Source organism: Chroococcidiopsis thermalis PCC 7203 (assembly GCF_000317125.1).
Lineage (GTDB): Bacteria > Cyanobacteriota > Cyanobacteriia > Cyanobacteriales > Chroococcidiopsidaceae > Chroococcidiopsis > Chroococcidiopsis thermalis.
Window position 1 is genome coordinate 4,118,995 of sequence record NC_019695.1, and the last position, 17,680, is coordinate 4,136,674.

The following is a 17,680-nucleotide window of genomic DNA, read 5'->3' on the forward strand; positions in this document are numbered from 1 at the left end:
GATTGCTAATACCATTGCATAAAAATACAAAACAATACAGATTGTGAATATGATAGATACATACGTAACTAACGATTTAGCAATAATTGGGATGAGCTGTCGTTTTCCAGGAGCTAAGAATCTTGAAGAATTTTGGCACAATTTGAAAAACGGTGTAGAATCAATCTCATTTTTTTCCGAGCAGGAATTAGAGGAAAAGCCGAAACCGGAAATTCAAAATCATCCGCATTTTGTGAAAGCATCGGCTGTCTTAGATGATGTAGAATTATTTGACGCTTCCTTTTTCGATTTTAGTCCTAGAGAAGCCGAACTCACAGATCCGCAGCATCGTATTTTCTTAGAAAGTGCTTGGGAAGCGATCGAGCAAGCTGGTTACGTTCCCGATCGCTATGAAGGACGAATTGGCGTTTATGCTGGTGCAGGTTTGAATACATATCTATTGTTTAATCTATCTCCAGAACTTTTGCGAAAAGAATTTTTAAAAGTCTTAATTGCCAATGATAAGGATTACTTGGCTACACGTACCTCATATAAATTAAACCTGACTGGACCCAGTATCAACGTACAAACTGCTTGCTCTACTTCATTAGTCGCGATCGGTTTAGCTTGTCAAAGTTTGCTCGATTATCAATGCGATATAGCATTGGCTGGTGGAGTTTCAATTAAAGTGCCACAAAAGAGCGGTTACTGGTATGAAGAAGGGGGAATTCTTTCACCGGATGGACATTGTAGGGCTTTTGATGCCAAAGCACGGGGAACTGTTGGAGGCAATGGTGTAGGAGTTGTGGTTTTAAAACGATTGGCAGAGGCGATCGCAGATGGGGACTACATTCATGCAGTTATCAAAGGTGCAGCAATCAACAACGACGGTGCTGCCAAAGTTGGCTACACAGCGCCTAGCGTAGATGGACAGGCGGAGGCGATCGCCGAAGCACTGGCTATGGCTGGAGTTGAACCTGAAACAATCGGCTATGTAGAAGCGCATGGTACTGGAACGTCATTGGGAGATCCAATTGAGATTGCTGCTTTGAAAAAGGTTTTTCATGCTAGTACTCAAAAGCAGGGTTACTGCGCGATCGGTTCTTTAAAGACGAATGTGGGACACATGAATGCTGCTGCTGGTGTCGGTAGTTTAATCAAAACTGTCCTAGCACTCCAGCACAAGTTACTGCCACCTAGCCTGCACTTTGAGGTGCTGAATCCCCAAATTGATGCCAGCAGCCCCTTTTACGTTAACAACCATCTTTCCGAATGGAAGGCAAACGGCACTCCCCGCCGTGCCGGAGTGAGTTCTTTCGGTGTCGGTGGTACTAATGCCCATGCAATTTTAGAAGAAGCTCCTGTTATGTCTAGGCAGCAGGAACAAGGGAGAAAATATCAACTCTTAGTGCTATCGGCAAAAACTGATTCTGCCCTAGAAGCGGCTACAGTAAATCTGGTCGATCGCCTCAAGCAACATCCCGATCTCAACTTGGCAGATGTAGCTTACACCCTACAGGTAGGTCGAAAAGCGTTCGATCGCCGCAGAGTTGGAGTCGTCAAAGACTTGGATGATGCAATAAAAGTGCTGGAATTAAACGATCCGCAAAGAGTTTTTACCAAGTCCCAAGCATCGAAAGATCGCAATATACGTAAAGAGCATCCAGTTGTATTTATGTTTACTGGTCAGGGTTCTCAGTATCCCAACATGACTAGGGAACTCTACGATAACGAACCGACATTTCGAGAACAAATCGATCGCTGCTGCCAACAACTCGAACCTTATCTAGGGCTAGATCTACGCCAAGTGCTATATCCTGGCGACGAGCAGCTAGAAACAGCCAGAGCTACATTAGAACAAACTGCGATTACTCAACCAGCATTATTTGCGATCGAGTACGCCCTAGCAAAACTGTGGAATTCTTGGGGCGTGCAGCCAGTAGCTGCGATCGGTCACAGCATTGGGGAATATGTAGCAGCCTGTATTGCTGGCGTTTTTTCCCTAGAGGATGCCTTAGAACTCGTGGCTGTAAGAGGACGGCTGATGCAGCAACAACCCCAAGGTGCAATGCTTTCAGTTCCCCTGTCAGCATCAGAGGTAAAATCTCTACTAGTAGAGACGTTTCATGAAACATCTCTACAGTTGGCAGCCAGCAACGCCCCGAATCTGAGCGTAGTTTCGGGTTCCTTTACAGCTATAGAGCAACTAGAACGTCAATTGCAACAACAGGGAATAAACTCTCGCCGTTTGCATACTTCCCATGCTTTTCATTCCCAAATGATGGATTCCATCATTGAGCCATTCACTCAACAAGTTCAGAAAATTCACCTTCAGCCGCCACAAATTCCTTTTATTTCTAATGTCACTGGTAGTTGGATTACCGCAGCAGAAGCAACAGACCCGAATTATTGGGCAAAACATTTACGTCAACCAGTACGATTTTCAGAAGGAATTACAGAGTTACTAAAACAGTCAAAGCAAATTTTTTTAGAAGTAGGACCTGGAAACACGCTAAGTACATTGGTGCGACAGCATTCTTCGCAACTGGCTGGACAAGTCGTACTTTCTTGCGTGCGCCATCCCAAGAGCCAGGAATCAGATTTAGCATTTTTGCTCAATACCCTCGGTCAGTTGTGGCTGGCTGGCGTAACGATAGATTGGTCGGGATTTTATGCCTGGGAACAACGCCATCGCCTACCCTTGCCAACCTATCCATTTGAACGCCAGCGTTATTGGATTGAGCCGCCAGAGCAACTTTCTGCTGCCAGTAACGGTAAAGTAACAACTGGCAGAAAACCCGATATTACCGACTGGTTTTACATCCCATCGTGGAAACGCTCCTTACCACCAGAGCCATTACCACCAGGAGAATTAGCTGGTAAGTGTTGGTTAGTGTTTGTTGATGAATGTGGCTTGGGTGAGAGAATAGTCAAACGGTTACAACTTGAGGGTCGAGAAGCGATCGCAGTGCTGGTTGGAGAGGAGTTTCGCCGCATCAGCGATCGCGTTTGTACCATTAATCCAGCAACCCGCGCAGACTATCAAGCTTTATTGGCAGAACTGGGCGATCGAGATCGGCAGCCTCAAGTCATCGCCCATTTGTGGAATATCACGCCCAGCGATCGCCCGTTGGAAAAGGCTCAAGTTTTCAGCTATGACAGCCTAGTATATTTAGCACAAGCACTAGGAGCTAGGGAAATTAAGCATTCCGTGCAAATCCAGGTTGTATCCAATAATCTGCAGGGAGTCTGGGGATCGGAGCTGCTCTACCCAGAAAAAGCAACTATTCTGGGTCTATGTCGCGTGATTCCACAGGAATACGCTCAAATCGCTTGTCGCAGCATTGATATCGTGCTGCCTGAAGCCGGAAAACCAGTAGAAAAACTCACAGAACAATTGATAGCAGAATTTGCCGCAAATTCGTCAGATATCGCGATCGCCTATCGGGAAACTCATCGCTGGGTAGAAGCTTTCGAGCCAGTCAAATTAGAGTCAACTGTCGCCAAGAAAACGCGATTGCAGCAAGGCGGAGTCTATCTACTCACAGGTGGATTGGGTGGCATGAGTTTGGTCATTGCTGAATACCTAGCTAAGACAGTGCAACCAAAGCTAGTTTTATTGGGGCGATCGGTTTTTCCTCACCGAGACGAATGGAAACAATGGCTGGCAAGCCACGAAGCCACTGATGAGATTAGTTGCAAAATTCGGCGATTGCAAGCCATAGAAAATCTGGGTGCTGAGGTGCTAGTCTTGAGTGCTGATGTAGCTAATTTGGCACAAATGCAAGACGCGATCGCCTCTTCAACTGAGCGATTCGGTCAGATTCAAGGAGTGTTCCACACAGCAGGAGTCTATGGCGGTGGTTTAATTCAACTCAAAACTCCAGAAACAGCAGATGGTAATTTAGTCCCCAAAGTTCAAGGAACAAAAGTACTAGATCTCGTCCTCAAGGATACGCATCTAGACTTTTTCATCCTTTTTTCTTCAATTGCTTCCATTCGCGGTCAAGTGGGATATGCAGATTACTGCGCTGCCAATTCATTTCTGGATGCTTTTGCTCACTACAAATCTTTGAGAGATAACACGTTCACCGCGTCTATTAACTGGGAAAATTGGCAAAGTGTCGGTATGTCAATTGCTGTCGAAGCTCGGCAGAAAGCACTGACAGGCAAAGAATGGCAGCAAGGCATGACGTCCTCAGAAGGGCTGGATGCGTTGAGCCGGATTCTGGGTTGTCAATTGTCCCAGGCGATCGTTTCCACCCACGAGCTGCAAACGCAAATTCAGCAAGACCGGACTTGGACGTTACCACCCCTACAGACCGTAGCCGATTGCGATCGCGAGTCCAAATTCCACCCACGACCGACATTAAGTAATACTTATGTCTCTCCCCGCGATGAAATCGAGCAAGCGATCGCAGACATCTGGCAAGAAACTTTGGGCATTGACTCAATCGGGATCTACGATGACTTTTTTGAATTGGGTGGAGATTCCCTCGTTGCCCTGCCAATGGTGGCTCAACTACGGGATACCTTTCAGGTAGAACTACCTCTACCCACCCTATTTAACAAAGCTAATGTAGCAGCTTTAGCACAAGTCATTATTGACAACGAAGCAAAACCAGGACAGACAGCAAAAATTGCTCGGACTCTAAAGCGGGTTAAGGAAATGTCTACCCAACAAGTGAGAGAAGAGCTTGACGTGAAGCAAAAAGGAGGTCGCGTTTGATGAGCATGGGTGGACTTTCTGCCGAGCAGCGCCAGTTGCTAATGTATTTGCTGGAGGAAGAAGACATTCAATCCCAGCAGCGATCGCTGCCATCTCTCAGAGCCGATCTAGAAGGACGGTATCAACCCTTCCCATTAACCGACATTCAACAAGCCTACCTGATCGGTCGCAATGATACTTTTGAAATTGGTAATGTGTCGTGCCAAGGTTATACGGAATTTGAAAGCGACAATTTAGATTTAGAACGGTATAACTTAGCCTTGCAGCGATTAATCGAGCGTCACGATATGCTGCGGGCGATCGTACATCCTCACGGACAGCAACAAATTTTAGCATCCGTACCTGCTTATCAAATTCCAGTTGTAGATTTGCGCGGACAAAGCTCAGAGAAGGTGGCTGCTCAGTTAGAGGCAATTCGGCAGCGGATGTCTCATCAAGTCCTACCAACCGATCGCTGTCCTTTGTTTGAAATTTGCGCTTCGCGGTTAGACGATCGGCGCACCAGAATTCACTTTAGTATCGATGCCTTAATTGCCGACCAGTGGAGTTTGCAAATCCTGTTTCAGGAACTCGACGCTCTTTATCAAAATCCCGATGCTGCCCTCTCTCCCATAGAAATATCATTCCGAGACTACGTTCTAACAGAATTATCGCTACAAACAGAAGAATTTTACCAACGGGCGAAAGAATATTGGCTCAATCGCATCCCCACGCTGCCACCAGCACCAGATTTACCCTTGGCACAAAATCCAGCTCTGCTGACAAAACCTAAATTTCAGCGGATGAGTGCTACATTATCGCCTCCGCAATGGATGCAACTGAAAAATCGAGCAAAAAAGGCTGGGATTACCCCTTCTGGAATTTTACTCACTGCTTTTGTCGATATTCTCAAATTTTGGGGCAAAACCTCTAAATTTACGCTTAATTTAACCTTATTCAACCGTCTGCCTTTACATCCCCAGGTAAATCAACTGGTCGGAGATTTTACCTCGATGACGTTGCTGGAAGTTAAAGAATCAGCCCCAGCAACATTTGCAGAACGAGCAAGAAGTTTACAGGAACAGTTATGGGCAGATCTGGAGTATCGGCACTTTAGTGGCGTGCGCGTCTTGCGGGAATTATCGCGATCGCAAGGAGGCAAGACAAAAGCGATCGCGCCGATTGTATTCACCAGTACTCTAACTCTAGACAATTTAAGTCAAGACAACACGGCGATCGCAAATCAGACTGGGGAAACTGTCTACGGTATTACTCAGACACCGCAGGTATGGCTAGATCATCAGGTGTTTGAACAGGCAGGCACTTTAGTTTTCAATTGGGATGTGGTTGCAGAACTTTTTCCTCCAGGGCTGCTGGATGATATGTTCAGTGCCTATTGTCATCTCCTCCAGCGCCTAGCTGATGAAGAAGAGGCATGGCATCAAACAACAAGCCTCGTACCAGTAGATTTGGCGCAACGGCAAGCAATCAACTCCACCACCGCACCAATACCAGCAGGGCTGCTCCACACGCTGTTTGCTCGGCAGGTAGAAGCGCGATCGCATCAACTTGCTGTAGTGACACCCAACCGTACCTTTACTTATGCAGAATTATTTCATCTTACCAATCAACTAGGACGCAGGTTGAGACAATTGGGCGCTCGCCCCAACCAATTAGTAGCTGTCGTGATGGAAAAAGGTTGGGAGCAGGTCGTTGCCGTTTTAGGCATCCTTACAGCCGGAGCCGCCTATTTACCAATCGATCCATCTCTGCCTCAAGAGCGCCAGTGGTATTTGCTAGAGCAAGGAGAGGTACGGATAATACTAACTCAGTCACAGTGGGATTCAGCATTAGAATTTCCAGAAGGTACGATCCGATTGTGCGTTGACACCCAAGAGCTAGCAGGTGAAAGCGATCGCCCCCTAGAACCATTACAGCAACAGACAGATCTCGCCTACGTCATTTATACTTCTGGCTCTACTGGCACGCCCAAAGGAGTCGCGATCGATCATCGTGGTGCTATCAACACGATTGTTGATATTAATCAACGTTTTAATGTGCGATCGCAAGATCGGGTGCTAGCTCTCTCCTCCCTGAGTTTCGACCTGTCCGTTTACGATATTTTTGGCACTCTTGCCGCTGGGGGAACTATAGTTATCCCTGAAGCTTCGGCTACCAAAGACCCATCACGCTGGGCAGAAATAATTTTGCAAGAGCAGGTTACTGTTTGGAATTCCGTACCTGCCTTGATGCAAATGCTGGTAGACTATGCTGCCGTTCGTGCTGAAGTCAATCTTACCTCTGTGCGATTGGTATTGCTCAGTGGCGATTGGATTCCGCTCGGTTTGCCCGATCGCATCATGGCTGCGAGCGAAAAAGCGCAAGTCATTAGCTTGGGTGGTGCAACTGAAGCCTCGATCTGGTCTATTCTCTACCCAATTCAACAGGTAAACCCAGCTTGGAAGAGTATTCCATATGGGTGTCCCATGACCAACCAACAGTTTCACATACTCGATCGCAATCTAGAGCCAGTCCCCGTATGGGTTCCAGGGCAACTGTATATCGGTGGTGTCGGACTCGCTAAAGGTTACTGGCGCGATCGAGAAAAAACTGCCAATAATTTTATCATTCATCCGATAACAAAAGAGCGACTTTACCGCACTGGCGACCTCGGTTATTATTTACCAGATGGCAACATTTGCTTTATCGGTCGGGAAGACTTTCAGGTTAAAATTCAAGGCTATCGTATCGAGCTAGGAGAAATTGAGACAGCACTAGAGTTGCATCCAGCAGTTGCTCATGCTGTAGTTGCAGCCGTTAGCGAACAACAAAGTCATAAACGATTGGTGGCGTATGTCGTTCCAGGCGAACAGCCAGCCCCCACTGACGAGGAACTGCGGCAATTTTTGAGCCAAAAGCTGCCAGCTTACATGATGCCATCCAGCTTTGTCCTGCTGAATACTTTGCCTCTGACTCCAAATGGCAAGGTAGATCGGCAATCGCTGCCAATACCTGGGGAAATCGTAGAATTGGAAAAAGGTTTCGTCCCACCTCGTACCTCTATTGAAAAAACACTGGCACAGATTTGGTCAAAGCTGCTTCATCTTGAGCAAGTTGGTATTTACGACAATTTCTTTAATTTGGGTGGTGATTCAATTGTTGGCATTCAGGCGATCGCCCAAGCCGATCGAGCCGGAATTCAACTGACTCCCAGACAATTATTTGCCTCTCCTACAATTGCCGAACTAGCAGCTGTAGCCGATCTGACTCCAGCTATTCCAGCCTCACAGCAACCTGTAACCGGATTAGTTCCGCTGGCTCCAATCCAACTATGGTTACTAGAACAAAATCTACCCAATCCCCATCACTGGAATCTAAGTTTGTTGTTGCAGCAACAGAAATTAGATGCCTCACTGCTGGAAACTGCCTGCCAGCATCTTTTGTGTCATCACGATGCTCTGCGCCTTCGTTGTGTCGAGAAATCGGGTTGGCAGCAGTACAACCAGGCTCTAGGAGAAACTGTAGCTTTTGAGCGCATTGACTTATCACAGCTCCCAGAGAACGAGCGATCGCCTGCCATTGAAGCTGCTGCTGCCAAGTTACAGACAACGCTGAATATGTCGTCAGGACCGCTAATTCGGTTCGCACTCTTCGATCTCGGTTCCCAGCATGGCGATCGCATGGCGATCGCTGCCCACCATTTGGGAATTGACGGAGTTTCTCTGCGAATTTTAATTGAAGATCTGCAAACGGCTTATCAACAGCTCAGTCAGGGTGAGGCTATTCAGTTGCCACCAAAGACAACCTCTTACCAACAATGGACGAGAAAACTGACAGAGTATGCTCAGTCAGCTCAAATGCAGCAGGAACTTGATTATTGGCTAAAAGCTCTGATGAGGCAGAGCGATCGCTTACCTGTGGATTATTCTCTTGGCAAGAATACAGAATCTTCCACCCGCGTTGTTTCTGGGTTTCTCGACGTTAAAGACAGTCAGGCTTTACTACGGGAATTACCGATAACTTATGGCGTTCAAATTCAAGAAGTCTTGTTGAGTGCTTTACTGCACGTCATCAGTCAGTGGACGGGAAAAAATTCGATTTTGTTAGACTTGATGGCTCACGGACGAGAAGACATCCTGGCAGATGTAGACTTGTCTCGCACAGTGGGATGGTTTACTACTATTTACCCTGTCTTTTTCCAGCTAGGTAATGCTCATTCTCCAGAGCAAGCATTGCAACCAGTCAAGCAGCAGTTACGTCAAGTTCCAAATCGCGGCATTGGCTACAGTTTACTCCGCTATTTGGCTTTAGAACCAAACATCAGCGAACAACTTAGAACTCTACCTGAAGCAGAAATTGCCTTTAACTACATCGGTCAAACAAACCAGCATTTTTCCGATACGTCTCTGTTTCAACTTGCTCCAGAATCTACTGGCTCGAATTTTGACCCGCAAGGAATTCGCAAGCATTTACTGGCTGTTGTTGCCAAAATTGGCTCGGGCAAGCTTCAGTTTGAGTGGATCTACAGTGAAAATTTCTACCAACGCGCCACAATTGAAAACCTGTCTGAGAAATTTGTCGATACATTGCGATCGCTAGTCTTAACTAGGAAGGAATTCACGCATGAATCTTGAAAATCGTAACATATTGAGATTATCTGGCATTGTTGGGATTGTTGCATCAGTTCTCCTATGTATTGGCGCGGATTTAATGTTCTACAGCCCAAACATTGAACCTGGATTTTCTAATTTAGTCAACAGTTTAACCAGTCCATTTTCTGTTCCGCATTGGCGACTCGTACTCGGTCACTACTTAGTGGTTTTGAGCTTCCCAATTGCTATATATTCTGTATTGCACATTTACCTTGCTCTCAAACCGAGCGGACAACTGGGTACTCTACTTCTGATCGCCGTTGAAATTGCTACTGGAACTATCGGCACAGTCTATAACGGCACTATACCTTTTTTTGGCACTGCCGTGCGAGTAAAAAATACTTTGCCAGAATCAATGCAATCCTATTTAATTCAAATGTTGTCTGAGTTTCAAGATCTTCAAATTGGGTTGCAGTTTGTTTTTTTGAGCGGATTAGCACTGTGGTCGATAATTTTTGTGGTTTTAGTATTAGGTGGAGAAACTCTTTATCCTCGCTGGATGGCACTTTTCAATCCAATTCTCATTGGGATTTCTTTAGTATTAGTTTTATCACTGCTGCCACAAACTATTGCCGAATATTTAGCACCAGTGTTTTTCTTCGGTTCTAATTTGATTTTCTACACGATATCAACTGTTACGGTCTGGAACAAGGAGGAAAAAGCAATACCCAATTTAGCAAAGACAAAACGTTCCTTTGTTTAGTTGCAAAAAATACTAGATATTCATTGAAAAATCACTGTGAATAATAACAGAAAACTCGGTGCGACAGAGCAAGCAATGGAAATCATGAATCGCTATGATAAGTACTTCATAGTGACGGCAAGCCGCATTAAAGGAAACCTCAATGAAGAAACTTTGAAACAGGCTCTAGACTGTTTGCAAAATCGCCATCCTCGGCTAAAGTCACGAATTATTGGCTCGGCGGAACTACTTCATTTTGAAACTGAAGGTACGCCCGAAATTCCTTTACGGGTTGCGATCGCATCTCATCCCGAACAGTGGCAAGAAGTCCTTGAGGAAGAGTTAAACGAAAAACTAGATAGTAGTAAAGGACTAGTACGAGCAGTACTCGTTCGGATTGCTAGCCAGAACGATATTAGTTACTTAATCGTTACAGTTCATCATGCGATCGCTCTTGCTTCAACAGTTGTTAGACTACACTCAGAAATACTAACTTATTATCAAAAAATTAGTGCGGGTGAGAAAGATTTGTCAATCGTGAGTTTACCTGCACTTTCATCGATTGAAGAACTACTACCTAGTTCTGCTAAAGGAGTGAGAGGTGCGATCGCAAATGGATTATTTGTATTGCGTACTTTTCTGAAATCTCTTTTGCATCGACCAATATCTTTAGGATTCGATCGGTCTAATTTTACTAATTCAGAGCGTTACAATCGATTTGTTCGCAGACAGCTTGACAAGAATTGTACCCAAAAACTTAGAGCGCGTTGCAAGCAAGAAAAAACAACTGTGCAAGGTGCTTTATGCGCTGCCATGCTACTAGCAACTACAAGAATAATTAGTGTAGAGAAAGAAACAGTAGAAATTATCTGTCATTCATCCATAGACATCAGAAGATTTTTAGACCCAGTTATTAATGATGAAAATGCGACCGTGGCGTTTTCTTATGCCACGGGATTTTTTAATGTAAGTAAGAATTTATCTTTTTGGCAGCTAGCTCGGCAAGTGAAAAGCCAGCTTGATATTAGTTTAATGAATCGCCACGAACTTTTTAGCAAAGTCATGACATATAAGTTAATGACCGATATGAGTTTGGCGAATCCTAAAATAGTACCTGATAGTGTTGCTGTGACAAATATTGGTAGTATCGATATAGCAAAGATGTACGGTTCATTGGAGCTAGAAGAAATCGGCTTTTTTCCAGTTCAGTCTATTGTCAATAATAATTTCACTGTTGCCGCAACCACCTTCACTGACAAAATGTTTTTGAATTTTATGTTTTCAGAACCTTTAATAGAGCGAGACAAAATAGAAAAACTGGCAGAAAATATGTTATTTTATCTCGTTAATTGCTAAAAATATTATAAAAATTGTATTTACCTAATTTAACAGACAATATTTGTCAACGCTCGATCGCTTACTATCAACTGATAATCATAGTTACTCTCGCACAATTCAAATAGGATAACTATATGGCGGTGTCAATCACAAATACTCCTTGGATTGAATATTATCAGCCCAATCCTCAAGCAAAGTTACGTTTATTCTGCTTTCCTTACGCAGGTGGTAGTGCTACAGTTTTTCGTACTTGGAATCGTGACTTACCAAGTTTTGTAGAAGTTTGTCCTATTCAACTACCTGGAAGAGGATCGCGCCTGAGGGAAACTCCTTTCACTCAGATTTCTCCTCTAGTCCAGACCCTCGGTAACGCTCTTTTTCCTTATTTAGACAAGCCATATGTCTTTTTTGGTCATAGTTTGGGTGCGCTAATAGGTTTTGAACTAGCTAGATATTTTCGCCGTAATATCAGTAGCAGTCCCATCCATTTGTTCGTGTCTGGTCGCCAAGCACCTCATATTCCCGATCCGTTGCCTAGACACGCTTTACCAGAACAAGAGTTTTTGCAGGAAATAAAATGTCTTAACGGTACGCCTAAAGAAGTGTTGGAAAATACGGAAATGATGCAACTGTTAATTCCCCTCCTGCGGGCAGATTTGGTGCTTGACGAAGCCTATGTTTACACTTCTGAACCTAGATTAGAATGTCCGATTACTGTTTTTGGAGGTTTAGAAGATCCCGAAACAAACTCCGAACAACTAGAAGCATGGCGCGAACATACTAATACTGCTTTTTCAATCGAAATGTTTCCAGGCAACCACTTTTTTATTAATACTGCACAGCCACTGTTACTGCAAGCGATCGCCCAAGTATTATAGAATATCTAAGCTATGGCAATCGCGAAGTTTACTCGCTCGAAAAAGAGGAATTTATTTTAAGTTATGAGCTTTCCTGTAATTAAGCAGATTAAAAGAGAATTATTATTAGCATTTTTAGCACTGCTGGGAACACTTCTCATATCTTTGAAACCTGGAGACTCTGTTGAGGCTACCAATTTTAGTGTTGCTCCATTATTTCAACAGGTCAGTAGTTACGAAACAACAATAGGCGATCGCGGCGATCCGGCTGATATATACTTTCCCGTATCTAAGCCTAAAACTGACACTAAATTGTTACCCATAGCTTTATTTTTGCAAGGCACGTTTGTAGATAAATCTAATTATTCGGAGTTTGCTAGTATAGTAGCAAGATACGGATTTGTTGTCGTCGTTCCCAATAACTTAAATGACGTGCTTGTGCCTTTTGGGTTTCCAGAAGGTTTTTTCTCCGAACAGGAACAGGTGAATCAAGTCTTAGACTACATGAAAGAAGAAAATCGTCATCCAGATTCTCCTGTTTTTAAACTACTCGATCCTAGCAAATTAGTATTACTCGGACACTCATCTGGAGGAGTAGTTGGACTCAATGCAATTCAGGGTACTTGTATTTTGCCGTATTGCAAAAGCGAATTTACTCGACCAAAAGAACTTGTAGGTGGGGCATTCTATGGTAGTAACTTCAATCTTTTAGGTCAATTCGAGCAAACGCCGACAATTGAGAATGACGGTATTCCCATAGTTACTTTAGCTGGTGTTTTAGATGGTTTAGCCACGTTCGATTCAGTCAAGGAAACATACAACCAAATTCAAAAACCACCCAAATCTTTTATTAGTATTATTGGTGCTAACCACTACAGCATTACAAATACTAACAATCCTGTAGGCACAGTACCCGATCGCAATACTCCTACCATTGACCAAAATGTAGGAATAGAAACACTTGCCCGTTGGGTCGCTCTTTTCTTACGAGCAAACATCCTTCAAGACAAAGATGCTTTTAACTATGTTTATCGAGTAGGTGACTCCTTCGATTCAAATGTCAGTGTAATTAACCGAGTACACTAGCCCTCTTGTCGGCATTCAACGGTCTGCAATTGGCGTTCCTTCTTGCATTTCCTGAGATGGGTTGAGGATAACTTTTTATCCTTCTACCAATCCGTCTGCGATCGCTGCTACTAAATTGCTGCGGTGACTGACCTTGACTTGACGTTTATTTGCATGACCGTTCTCTACCACGAACGCACACCAGTTTTCCTGACAACGGAAAAGAGCATTGAGGGGAACAGTTAAAACATTGTGACCCTCCCAAACCACAATCCGTGTTTCCAAGCGGTAAGCATCAACTAACGGCACGGCACGATCGACAAAGTTAGCTAAGCTGTTCCACATTTAGCTTGCAATAACAGTAATACCCTTATTTTTAACTTTTCGTCCCCATTTAATTATGAGTTCTCCTTGATTTAACAACCTATTTAATAAACTCTTTAGCTCATCTACTGATTTAAATAACCTATGAGATATATATTCTTTAGCTGAATACCACACTAGCTCTACTAAATTAAAATCAGGGCTATATTCAGGAAGAAAATATAGTTGAATATTCGAGAGGTTTTTTTCAATCTCTGCTAGAACTGCTTTCTTCTTGTGCCAACTAGCATTATCCAAGACTAGCAAAATTTTTGATCCCGATTCAGAAAAATTCGCTTCGAGATTACCTTGCATAACCCATTCGGTTTTTCCCAACTCATTCAACTTTTCTAATTGTTCATAAAAGCTTTCACCATTACCTTTTTCAATGAAATAGCAGATTCTTTTTTTGTCATGATACCTCACTCCTCCCATGAGATTTACTCGTCCACGACTCCGTTGCCCTGTCACTTTTTTTCTTGACCCTCTTTTGCCCCAAGTTTTTCGGCGAATCACTCTTAAACTAAACCCACTCTCATCCCAAAACCATACTTGAATCTTTGTCGGCTCAGTCTCTGAGGCTTCTAAGTATCCTTGGATTTTTTTCTTTAAATGCTTCCTTTTTCGTTAGACTTTGTCTGTCTTCTAGACTGTATTTTGAAGCGGGTTCGACGGACAGAGTACTCTGTCCAGCGAACCCGCGCCCCAGAGGTAAGCGAACTTTTTTTGTTTAAGAATCCTCCGAATTTGTTCTCCACTTAGCTCGATTCCTGTTTGTTCTTTCATATATGTAGCTAATCTGGCTGTTGTCCACTGTCCAAACTCATATCCAAATTCGCTCTTGTCTTTTTCAATCACATCCATTAATAAATTGATATATTCCTCAGTCGCTTTTCGATAATTTTCCTAACTTCTACCATCTTTTAAACTGTCTAAATTGTCTGGATCTCCGTGTACACACCAATATGCTACACTTCTATAACTACAGCCCAATCAATTACTGATTTCGTGGGTTATTTTCCCGTCATCCATCAGTAACAACATTAATATTCTCTGCGTAAACTGTGGATTTTTACTCTCTGATAGTGCTTGCTGTAAATTCTCTTTCTGCGATTGATTTAGATATCCTTTGACAGGCATAGCATTAGCTTCACGCGCTTATTTAATTTCCATTTTATGCAATTTATATGTGGAACAGCTTACACGAGTGATACAGGTGAGCAGCAACAAACGTATCGTCTGATTTCTAGTTTGCTAGATATCGCCCTGTTTCCGGCTTCATTACTAGCTACTGAATACCATCAACGCTCTTGAAATAGAAAACACACTTGATGAACTTAAAACCCATTTGAATGGACGCAAAACTCCCATCCGCTCTCTCAAACCTCGTGAAGTTGTTCAAGAAATTTATGACTGGCTTTTGGGTCATTATGCCGTGCGACATTTAATGTTTACTGCTGCCCAACAAGCTGGAATAGCGCCGCTACGCTTGGGTTTTACTGGTACGCTTAAAGTCCTTCGACGCGCGATTAGTGATTTTCAAGATCTCCAACCAGAAGAATTACCTTTTTTTTCACCAAGCTGATTGCAGACATCTTGGCTGAAAAAATTCCGCCAAGACAGCCAAGAAGCAATCTTAGAGTTGTCAAAAAGCGCTCCGTCGGAGCGCTATAACACAATCGTGCGCCATCGAGCCAGATTTTTATATCTAGACTGCGGCAGTAGGATAAAAACTCATCAATATTCATAGTTCTCCCTCCTCGCGATCGCCTACCAGAACTGTTTCGAGTTTCAACATTTTCGCGAGCGCTTCAGGATATTTTTTCTGCAAGTATGCAGCAAATTCGTTAACAGTTGGCGCTTCAAAAATTGCTGAAATATGCACGATCTGCCCCAGTTGTTTTTGGAACTGGTTGATAAATGTCATCCCATTAATCGATTCACCACCCAGATCGAAAAAGTTATCGTGAATTCCTACTTGCTCGATCCCGAAAAGTTGTTGCCAGAGGTTAGCAATTATTTGTTCCAGGCGATCGCGCGGCGCGACATAGCAATTCGGTAAATTCGGTCTAGAGTATGCCGAGGATAAACTGTCTTGCTGGGGAATATCCGGTTCGCGTAGTTTCACTTGAATCGAGCGATCGATCCTGCTTTGTAAATCTCCCGTTGAAACAACTACCTGCTCGAATTCATCTTGGGATAAAATTCGTTGCAAAGCATCCATACCTTCTTCCGGTGCGATCGCGAATTCAGCCAAACTAGCACTAGTAAAAATATTTTTGTTATTTTTAAACTGCCAGATATCCCAGTTTACACCAATCCAAGGAATCGAATTATTTCGCTTCTGCTGATGGATAAAAGCATCCATAAACAGATTTGCAGCCGCATAAGCAACAGAACCCAAGCCTCCTAAAACAGAAGAAAGAGAAGACATCAACAAGCAAAAATCTAGTTGTTTTTCCTGTAAAATCTTTTCTAATACCAATAATCCATAAACCTTCGATTGAAACTGGCGATCGCAATGTATTTTTTCAATCTTTTCAATAGTATTAAACGAGCTTTCTCCCAAAACTCCAGCAGCATGAATCACACCATTCAATCGACCAAATTGCGACTCAGCTTGAGCGATAACAGCTTGCATTTGTTGGATGTCAGCCACATCAGCAGCAGCTACCATCACCCGTGCGCCCAATGTTTCTAACCGTTGAACTTTCCGAATTTTGCCACTAATTTCATCATCTTCATCGTGAGTAGCTAGCCATTTTTCCCACTCATCTTTCGTCGGAAAAACCGCTCGCCCCGTCAGAATCAACTTCGCCTTGACACTCTTAGCCAAATACTCCGCCAACACCAATCCAATATTGCCAAGTCCACCAGTAATCAGATATACTCCACCCGTTCTAAGGAGTGCAGATGTATTTGTTTTTGGTAACTTAACTGATTCAAACGCTTGTACCCAACGCTGTCCCTTTCCATAAGCGATCGCCACATCATCAGACACATCTACCTTAAGCGCCCTTTGCGCCTTTGCGTCTAACGCTTCGCTTCGCCTTCGGCTAATGCGTGACACCAAATCTTCTGCTTGACTTGGGATCGACTCCCCCAACAACCGCTCCACTAGCTTCTCCGCATCAGAAATCATCACATCAATACTGCGACAATTAATATTGGGATATTCTTGCCCAATTACCTTCACCGCTGCCAATACAGTCGCTTTCTCTGGAGACACAATTTCTTCTGCCGTCACGCCGTGAAGATGGTTAGAGACAACCGTTAATTGCAAGCGATCGCCCAAATTTTGCTTCCCCAATGCTTGAGTGAGAAACAGCAAACTATAGAATCCTCTAACTTGCGATCGCTCAAATATTTCAACATCCAACGCTATCTGGGTATAGGGTGCGATCGTCCACAGATGAATAACAGAATCTGGAAACTGCTGTCGGGCGTGCAGTGCTTGCAGCAAAGCCTCGTAATCTGGCGCTTGTTGCGGATTCAAGCTGTAGACACCCTCTTTTATACCATTTTATGAAATACCTGCTACAGATAAAGCTTGGAGAATATAATTCCAACCTGTTAAGCTAACAACGATTTCTGGTGTGAAAGAATTCAGAATATGCCGAACTTTATCTCTCAATTCATCCAGATTATTGAACAACTGCCAACCTAAAAAACTCTTGAGATACTACTGCCATAACCTTTCAATTGGGTTGAGTTCTGGGCAATGTGATGGTTGGAATAACAAGAGCATGTTGTCTGGTACTGTTAAATCATCAGCTTTGTGAAAGGAGCCGTTGTCAAGTTGTATAATGTGAAAATCTTTGGGATAAGTCTGAGAAAATAACTCTAAAAAAGCTTGAAAGCAGGTAGTGTCCAAGTGAGAAAACTCGTAGAAAAAGCGACAACCTGTTGTTGGCTCAACTATGCCGTAAAGGTAATAATTCTCAAGTTTCCATTGTCCGATTCCGATTGGTTTAACGCCAAAACCTGTGAGCAGTCGGCGCTCAATAGTTTTTAGCCCAAATCGAGATACCATTAT

10 protein-coding genes and 2 pseudogenes are annotated in these 17,680 nt (G+C 43.6%); 7 read left to right on the top strand and 5 right to left on the bottom strand.

Annotated features, from left to right (window positions below):
- The first annotated feature begins 49 nt into the window (after window positions 1-49).
- The 6 genes from CHRO_RS17940 (at window position 50) to CHRO_RS17965 (ending at window position 13,302) form a co-directional block, all read left to right on the top strand.
- On the top strand, window positions 50-4,708 hold the full coding sequence (locus CHRO_RS17940) for a type I polyketide synthase (RefSeq protein WP_015155652.1): 4,659 nt from the start codon (window positions 50-52) through the stop codon (window positions 4,706-4,708).
- A complete protein-coding gene (locus CHRO_RS17945) occupies window positions 4,708-9,321 on the top strand; it encodes a non-ribosomal peptide synthetase (protein WP_015155653.1) in 4,614 nt (1,537 codons plus the stop codon). Before CHRO_RS17940 ends, CHRO_RS17945 begins: the two co-directional genes overlap by 1 nt.
- Window positions 9,311-10,042 (top strand): DUF6796 family protein, encoded by a 732-nt coding sequence (locus tag CHRO_RS17950; protein ID WP_015155654.1) that lies wholly within the window; start codon window positions 9,311-9,313, stop codon window positions 10,040-10,042. Before CHRO_RS17945 ends, CHRO_RS17950 begins: the two co-directional genes overlap by 11 nt.
- Window positions 10,043-10,078: 36 nt before the next feature.
- Window positions 10,079-11,377 (top strand): phthiocerol/phthiodiolone dimycocerosyl transferase family protein, encoded by a 1,299-nt coding sequence (locus tag CHRO_RS17955; RefSeq protein WP_015155655.1) that lies wholly within the window; start codon window positions 10,079-10,081, stop codon window positions 11,375-11,377.
- A 116-nt stretch (window positions 11,378-11,493) separates the two neighbouring features.
- Window positions 11,494-12,237 (top strand): thioesterase II family protein, encoded by a 744-nt coding sequence (locus CHRO_RS17960; protein WP_015155656.1) that lies wholly within the window; start codon window positions 11,494-11,496, stop codon window positions 12,235-12,237.
- A 63-nt stretch (window positions 12,238-12,300) separates the two neighbouring features.
- Window positions 12,301-13,302 (top strand): alpha/beta hydrolase family protein, encoded by a 1,002-nt coding sequence (locus tag CHRO_RS17965; protein WP_015155657.1) that lies wholly within the window; start codon window positions 12,301-12,303, stop codon window positions 13,300-13,302.
- A gap of 75 nt (window positions 13,303-13,377) precedes the next feature.
- Here the strand turns inward: CHRO_RS17965 and CHRO_RS17970 are convergent, their stop codons facing one another.
- Both CHRO_RS17970 and CHRO_RS30640 read right to left on the bottom strand, forming a co-directional pair.
- On the bottom strand, window positions 13,378-13,626 hold the full coding sequence (locus CHRO_RS17970; RefSeq protein ID WP_041462521.1) for a hypothetical protein: 249 nt from the start codon (window positions 13,624-13,626) through the stop codon (window positions 13,378-13,380).
- Window positions 13,627-14,784 (bottom strand): annotated as a pseudogene (locus CHRO_RS30640) (IS630 family transposase).
- 69 nt (window positions 14,785-14,853) lie between these two features.
- Here CHRO_RS30640 and CHRO_RS31250 point away from each other — a divergent pair.
- Window positions 14,854-15,229: pseudogene (locus tag CHRO_RS31250) on the top strand (IS4 family transposase); the annotation flags it as partial.
- Here CHRO_RS31250 and CHRO_RS35075 read toward each other — a convergent pair.
- The 3 genes from CHRO_RS35075 to CHRO_RS33445 all read right to left on the bottom strand — a co-directional run bounded on the left by CHRO_RS35075 (window position 15,174) and on the right by CHRO_RS33445 (window position 17,677).
- Complete coding sequence (locus tag CHRO_RS35075; protein ID WP_015155658.1) at window positions 15,174-15,392, bottom strand: TubC N-terminal docking domain-related protein; 219 nt, start codon at window positions 15,390-15,392, stop codon at window positions 15,174-15,176. The pseudogene CHRO_RS31250 and the gene CHRO_RS35075 overlap by 56 nt on opposite strands.
- The gene (locus CHRO_RS17990; RefSeq protein WP_342669341.1) at window positions 15,389-17,161 is read right to left on the bottom strand and encodes an SDR family NAD(P)-dependent oxidoreductase; all 1,773 of its coding nucleotides are present in this window, start codon (window positions 17,159-17,161) and stop codon (window positions 15,389-15,391) included. The genes CHRO_RS35075 and CHRO_RS17990 overlap by 4 nt, the downstream gene beginning before the upstream one ends.
- Window positions 17,162-17,326: 165 nt before the next feature.
- Window positions 17,327-17,677: a transposase gene (locus CHRO_RS33445; RefSeq protein ID WP_219335947.1), complete on the bottom strand. Its 351-nt coding sequence runs from the start codon at window positions 17,675-17,677 to the stop codon at window positions 17,327-17,329.
- Window positions 17,678-17,680 lie beyond the last annotated feature (3 nt).